The organism is Arsenicicoccus sp. UBA2120, from assembly GCF_002330965.1.
Classification (GTDB): Bacteria; Actinomycetota; Actinomycetes; order Actinomycetales; family Dermatophilaceae; genus Arsenicicoccus; species Arsenicicoccus bolidensis.
Window position 1 is genome coordinate 26,466 of sequence record NZ_DCYC01000036.1, and the last position, 6,827, is coordinate 33,292.

At 71.1% G+C, this 6,827-nt stretch carries 4 protein-coding genes and 1 tRNA gene; all 5 read right to left on the reverse strand.

Annotated elements, in window-relative coordinates:
• Nucleotides 1-33 precede the first annotated feature (33 nt).
• Complete coding sequence (locus B2P18_RS04685) at nucleotides 34-627, reverse strand: ANTAR domain-containing response regulator (protein ID WP_019286077.1); 594 nt, start codon at nucleotides 625-627, stop codon at nucleotides 34-36.
• Between the two features lie 76 nt (nucleotides 628-703).
• Nucleotides 704-789 (reverse strand) — tRNA-Leu (locus B2P18_RS04690).
• Between the two features lie 65 nt (nucleotides 790-854).
• Nucleotides 855-2,309, reverse strand: coding sequence for a pyruvate kinase (gene pyk / locus B2P18_RS04695; RefSeq protein ID WP_286956173.1), 1,455 nt, complete (start codon nucleotides 2,307-2,309; stop codon nucleotides 855-857).
• Between the two features lie 161 nt (nucleotides 2,310-2,470).
• On the reverse strand, nucleotides 2,471-3,931 hold the full coding sequence (locus tag B2P18_RS04700; protein WP_286956175.1) for a glutamate synthase subunit beta: 1,461 nt from the start codon (nucleotides 3,929-3,931) through the stop codon (nucleotides 2,471-2,473).
• Nucleotides 3,924-6,827 (reverse strand): glutamate synthase large subunit (gene gltB, locus B2P18_RS04705; RefSeq protein ID WP_286956179.1); only part of this gene is annotated, 2,904 nt, incomplete at its 5' end. The genes gltB and B2P18_RS04700, both read right to left, overlap by 8 nt.

Here is a 6,827-nt window from a genome sequence, read left to right on the forward strand (position 1 = left end):
GACCAGACCCTCACGATCTTTGAGGTCGTGGGGCTACTTCTTGGCCTTGTCGTCGCCCATGCCGGTGATAACCGCGTCGGCGACCTGCTTCATGCCCATGCGGCGGTCCATCGCGGTCTTCTGGATCCACCGGAAGGCGTCGGCCTCGCTGAGCTTGAGCTTGGCCATCAGCACGCCCTTGGCCCGGTCGACGGACTTGCGGGTCTCGAGCCGCTCGGACAGGTCGGCGATCTCGGACTCCAGCGCTTGGTACTCGGCCCAGCGCGAGACCGCGATGTCGATCGCCGGGGCGAGGTCCGCCGCGGTGAACGGCTTGACGATGTAGGCCATGACACCTGCGTCACGAGCGCGCTCCACGAGCTCGGTCTGGCTGAACGCCGTGAGCATCACGACCGGGCAGATCTTGGCGTTGCCGATCTGCTCCGCCGCCGAGATCCCGTCCAGGACAGGCATCTTGACGTCCATGATGACGATGTCCGGCTTGTGCTCGGCCGCGAGCTCCACGGCCTGCTCGCCGTTGCTGGCCTGGCCGACGATCTCGTGGCCCGCGTCGCGGAGCATCTCCACCAGGTCGAGTCGGATGAGGGCTTCGTCCTCGGCGACGAGGATGCGGCGGCCGGTCGTCATGGGGTGCTCAGTCACCCCGTCACTCTAGTCGTACGCAGGCGACCGGGGCGACCTGGGAGGCCCTGGTGACGAGGGCTGGTGCCGAGGGCGGGACTCGAACCCGCACGCCCTTGCGAGCGGAGCATTTTGAGTGCTCTGTGTCTGCCATTCCACCACCCCGGCGAGGTGCCCGCCCATGCTACCGGCCGATGGTCGCCGGTCGGCACGGGCGGGCGGGCACCCCACCGTCAGGCTGGCGTCTCGTCGAGGGTGCGGCCCATCCGGTGGTTGATGGAGTCGCCCATGCGGTGCACGCGCACGGAGTTGGTCGAGCCCTGGACGCCCGGCGGCGTGCCGGCGACGATGACGACGTAATCGCCCTCCTCGACGCGGCCGGCGGCCAGCAGGGCCAGGTCGACCTGCATGACCATCTCGTCCGTGTGGCTCGCGTCGGGCACGAGGAAGGTCTCGACGCCCCACGACAACGACAGCTGCGACCGCGTCGCCTGCTCCGGGCTGAAGGCCAGCACCGGGATGCTGCAGCGCAGGCGGGACAGCAGGCGCGCGGACTTGCCGGACTGGGTGAAGGTGACCAGGTAGCGCACGTCGAGGTGACGCGCGACGTCGACAGCGGCCTGCGTGACCGCGTCGCCCACGTGCCAGCGCGGCTCGGGCGTCGGGAGCACGCGGGACAGGCCGTGCTCCTCGGTCGACTCGATGATCCGGGCCATGGCCTGGACGGTCTCGATCGGCCACTTGCCCACCGAGGTCTCGCCGGACAGCATGATCGCGTCGGCGCCGTCGAGGACGGCGTTGGCGCAGTCGGAGGCCTCGGCGCGGGTCGGCCGGGAGTTCTCGATCATCGACTCGAGGACCTGGGTGGCGACGATGACGGGGCGGGCGTACTTGCGGCACAGCTCGATCGCGCGCTTCTGCACGATCGGGACCTCCTCGAACGGCAGCTCCACGCCGAGGTCGCCGCGGGCGACCATGACGGCGTCGAAGCGCTGGACGATCTCCTCGAGGTTGTCGATCGCCTGGGGCTTCTCGATCTTGGCGATGACGGGGACGCGCCGGCCGACCTCGTCCATGATGCGGTGGACGTCGTCGACGTCGGCGGCGGAGCGCACGAAGGACAGGGCGACAATGTCGCAGCCGAGCCGCAGGGCGAACCGCAGGTCGGCCTCGTCCTTGTCGGACAGGGCCGGGACGCTCACGGCGACGCCGGGCAGGTTGATGCCCTTGTTGTTGGAGACGAAGCCACCCTCGACGACCTCGGTGACCACGTCGGTGTCGGTGACCTCGACGGCGCGCAGGCCGACCTTGCCGTCGTCGATCAGGAGGCGGTCCCCCACGGACACGTCGCCCGGGAGACCCTTGTAGGTCGTGCCGACGCGATCCTGGTCGCCCTGGACGTCATCGGTCGTGATCGTGAACCGGTCACCCTTGGTCAGGAGGATGGGGCCGTTGGCGAACCGTCCGGTGCGGATCTTGGGGCCCTGCAGGTCGACCAGGGTGCCCACCGCGCGGCCGACCTCGTCGGACGCGGCCCGGACGTTGGCGTAGACCTGCTGGTGGTCCTCGTGCGACCCGTGGGAGAAGTTGAGGCGAGCCACGTCCATCCCGGCAGCAACCAGCTTGCGCATCTGCTCGATGGAGGATGTGGCCGGCCCGATGGTGCAGACGATCTTGGCTCGGCGCATGACCTCCATCCTAGTGCAGTGGCGTGCGCCACAGAGCCATCCTGCGGCCGGCGGCGAGGTGGCCGGCGCGGTCGCGCGCTGCCCCTGCAGACAGCCGTATGCTGCCCGCCCGGCGTACGTCGGGCGGGCGGCATACGGCTGCCTGTGTGTGGTGGGTGAGGTCAGACCACCAGAGGTCGGTCCGTGGGCTCGACCGGCCGCGGCAGGCGCGAGGTCCCGCCGGTGAGGTAGGCGTCGACGCCCTGCGCGGCGCTGCGCCCCTCGGCGATCGCCCAGACGATGAGCGACTGGCCGCGGCCCGCGTCGCCCGCCACGAAGACCCCGGGCACCGAGGTCATGAAGCTGGCGTCGCGACGGATGTTGGAACGCTCGTCCAGGGCCACGCCCAGCTGGTCGACGAGGCCCTCGCGCTGCGGGCCGAGGAAGCCCATCGCCAGCAGCACCAGCTGCGCGGGGATGACGCGCTCGCTGCCCTCGACCTCCTCGAACCGCCCGTCGCGCATCTCGACCTCGGTGATCCGCAGGCCCGCGACGTTGCCGTCGTCGTCGCCCACGAACTCCTTGGTGCTGACGGCGTAGACGCGGTCGCCGCCCTCCTCGTGCGCGCTGGCGACGCGGTAGAGCATGGGATAGGTCGGCCAGGGCTGGTTGGCGGGGCGCAGCTCGCCGGGACGGCCCATGATCTCCAGGCTGGTGACCGAGCGGGCGCCCTGGCGGATGGACGTGCCGAGGCAGTCGGCGCCGGTGTCACCGCCGCCGATGATGACGACGTCCTTGCCCTCCGCCGTGACCTGTCCCTGGACCTGCTGGCCGAGGGCCACGCGGTTGGCCGGGGGCAGGAAGTCCATGGCCTGGTGGATGCCGCCGAGCTCGCGCCCCGGGACCGGCAGGTCGCGCGGCACCGTCGACCCGATGGCCAGCACGACGGCGTCGAAGCGCTCGCGCAGCTGCTGGCCGGTCAGGTCCTCGCCGACCTTGACGCCGGAGCGGAAGACGGTGCCCTCCTGGGTCATCTGGTTGAGCCGCCGGTCGAGCACGGCCTTCTCCATCTTGAACTCGGGGATGCCGTAGCGCAGCAGACCGCCGGGCTTGTCGGCGCGCTCGTAGACCGCGACGGTGTGGCCGGCGCGGGTCAGCTGCTGGGCCGCCGCGAGGCCGGCCGGGCCGGACCCGACGACCGCCACGCGCTTGCCCGACAGCCGCTCCGGCGGCTGCGGGTCGACGCGCTGGGCCTCGAAGGCCCGCTCGACGGTGGTGACCTCGATCTGCTTGATGGTCACCGGGTCCTGGTTGATGCCGAGGACGCAGGCCGTCTCGCAGGGGGCCGGGCACAGGCGGCCGGTGAACTCCGGGAAGTTGTTGGTCGCGTGCAGCCGGTCGATGGCGTCGCGCCAGTCACCGCGCCAGGCCTGGGTGTTCCACTCGGGGATGAGGTTGCCGAGCGGGCACCCGCTGTGGCAGAAGGGGATGCCGCAGTCCATGCAGCGGCCCGCCTGTCGCTGGAGCTGGTCCACGGGCTGCGCCTCGTAGACCTCCTTCCAGTCCTGGATGCGCACCGGCACCGGGCGCCGCTGGGGCAGCTCCCGCTGGCGGTTCTTCAAGAATCCACGAGGGTCAGCCACGAGAAGCCTCCATGATGCGGTCCCAGACCTCGTCGCCCTCGAGGTCCAGTCCTTCGGTCTCGGCCTGGGCACGGACGTCCAGCACGCGCTGGTAGTCGCGGGGCAGCACCAGGGTGAAGCGGGCGTAGGCCGCCTCGAGGTCCTCCAGCAGGGCCGCGGCCACCGTGGAGTCGGTCCAGCGCAGGTGGTCGCGGAGCAGGCCCTCGACCACCGGCTTGTCCAGGTCGCGCAGCGGCAGCACGTCGACGAGCTCGGTGTTGACCCGGTCGGTGCGCGCGTCGAGCAGGTAGGCGACGCCGCCGGACATGCCGGCCGCGAAGTTGCGGCCCGCCTCGCCGAGGATCATCGCCATGCCGCCGGTCATGTACTCGCAGCCGTGGTCGCCCACGCCCTCGACGACGGCGGTGATGCCGGAGTTGCGGACGCAGAAGCGCTCGCCCACCGTGCCGCGGAGGAAGACCTCGCCGGTCGTCCCGCCGTAGCCGATGACGTTGCCGGCGATGACGTTGTCCTCGGCGACCAGCGCGCTCTGCTCCCCCGGTCGCACGACCACGCGGCCGCCGGAGAGGCCCTTGCCGACGTAGTCGTTGGCGTCGCCGAAGAGCTGGAGGGTCACGCCGCCGGGGAGGAAGGCCCCGAGGGACTGCCCGGCCGAGCCGTGCAGCCGGACCGTGATCGTCCCGTCCGGCAGGCCGTGCGGGTTGGCCCGCGTGACCGCGTTGCCGAGCATGGTGCCGACCGTGCGGTTGACGTTGCGGACCTGCGCGTCGAAGGACACGGGCTCGCCGCCGTCGATCGCCGTGCGTGCCCGCTCGATCAGCTCGTTGTCGAGCGCGTGCTGCAGGCCGTGGTCCTGCTCGTGGGTCTGGTGGCGCGCGGCGCCGTCCAGCGGCACGGCCTCCGCGAGGACCGGCGACAGGTCGAGCCCGCTGGCCTTCCAGTGGTCGATCGCCTTGCGGGTGTTGATGACGCCCGTCTGGCCGATGGCCTCCTCGATCGTGCGGAAGCCCAGCTCGGCGAGCAGCTCGCGGACCTCCTGCGCGATGTACTCGAAGAAGGTCTCGACGAACTCGGGCTTGCCGGAGAACCGCGCCCGCAGCTCGGGGTTCTGCGTGGCGACGCCGACCGGGCAGGTGTCGAGGTGGCAGACGCGCATCATGATGCAGCCGGACACGACCAGCGGGGCGGTGGCGAAGCCGAACTCCTCGGCCCCCAGCAGCGCGGCCACGACGACGTCGCGCCCGGTCTTGAGCTGGCCGTCGGTCTGCACGACGATCCGGTCCCGCAGGCCGTTGAGCACCAGCGTCTGCTGGGTCTCGGCCAGGCCGATCTCCCACGGCGCACCGGCGTGCTTGAGCGACGTGAGCGGCGAGGCGCCCGTGCCGCCGTCGTGCCCGGAGACCAGCACCACGTCGGCGTGCGCCTTGGACACGCCCGCCGCGACCGTGCCGACGCCGATCTCGGAGACGAGCTTGACGTGGACGCGGGCCTGCGGGTTGGCGTTCTTGAGGTCGTGGATCAGCTGGGCCAGGTCCTCGATCGAGTAGATGTCGTGGTGCGGCGGGGGTGAGATCAGGCCGACGCCCGGGGTGGAGTGCCGGGTGCGGGCCACCCACGGGTAGACCTTGTGGCCGGGCAGCTGACCACCCTCGCCGGGCTTGGCGCCCTGCGCCATCTTGATCTGGATGTCGTCGGACTCGGTGAGGTAGAGGCTGGTGACGCCGAACCGGCCGGACGCGACCTGCTTGATCGCGCTGCGCCGCTCGGGGTCCATCAGCCGGTCGACGTCCTCGCCGCCCTCGCCGGTGTTGGAGCGGGCGCCGAGGCGGTTCATCGCGATCGCGAGGGTCTCGTGCGCCTCCTTGGAGATCGAGCCGTAGCTCATCGCCCCGGTGGAGAACCGCTTGACGATCTCGCTGATCGGCTCGACCTCCTCGACGGGGATCGAGGGCCGGTCGGAGGCGAGGTCGAACAGCCCGCGCAGCGTCATCAGGCGCTGGGCCTGGTCGTCGACGCGCTGGGTGTACTGCTTGAAGATGTCGTAGCGCCGCTCGCGCGTCGAGTGCTGCAGGCGGAACACCGTCTCGGGGTCGAACAGGTGCGGCTCGCCCTCGCGGCGCCACTGGTACTCGCCACCGACGGGCAGGGTGCGGTGCGCCTGGCGGACGCCGTCGACGGGGTAGGCCGTGACGTGGCGCGCGGCCACCTCGTCGGCCACGACGTCGAGACCGATGCCGCCGAGCTGGCTGACCGTGCCGGTGAAGTAGGTGTCGACGAGCTCCTGGGACAGGCCGATGGCCTCGAAGACCTGCGCCCCTCGGTAGGACGCGACGGTCGAGATGCCCATCTTGGACATCACCTTGAGCACGCCCTTGCCGAGCGCCTTGATGAGGTTCTTGACGGCCTGCTCGGGGGTGACGCCCTCGATGATGCCCTGGCGCACCAGGACCTCGACGGACTCCATCGCGAGGTAGGGGTTGATCGCGGCGGCGCCGTAGCCCACGAGCAGCGCGACGTGGTGCACCTCGCGGACGTCCCCGGCCTCGACGACCAGGCCCACCTCGGTGCGGAGCTTCTCGCGGATCAGGTGGTGGTGGACGGCCGAGGTGAGCAGCAGCGACGGGATCGGTGCGTTCTCGCGGTCGGAGTCGCGGTCGGACAGTATGACGAACCGCGCGCCGCCACGGATGGCCGCCGTGACCTCGGCGAAGATCTCCTCGAGCCGGGCCCGCAGGCCCTCGGCGCCCTCGTCGACGCGGTAGAGGCCGCGGACGACGTGGGTGGCGTAGCCGGGCAGGTTGCCGTCGGCGTTGATGTGGACGATCTTGGCGAGCTCGTCGTTGTCGATCACGGGGAAGGACAGCTCGACCTGGCGGGCCTGGGTGGCGCTCGGCAC

Bases quoted from the DNA above. Each gene is read 5' to 3' on its own strand.
- B2P18_RS04685 (WP_019286077.1), bottom strand. From the start codon at position 627: ATGACGACCGGCCGCCGCATCCTCGTCGCCGAGGACGAAGCCCTCATC.
- pyk (WP_286956173.1), bottom strand. From the start codon at position 2,309: ATGCGCCGAGCCAAGATCGTCTGCACCATCGGGCCGGCCACATCCTCC.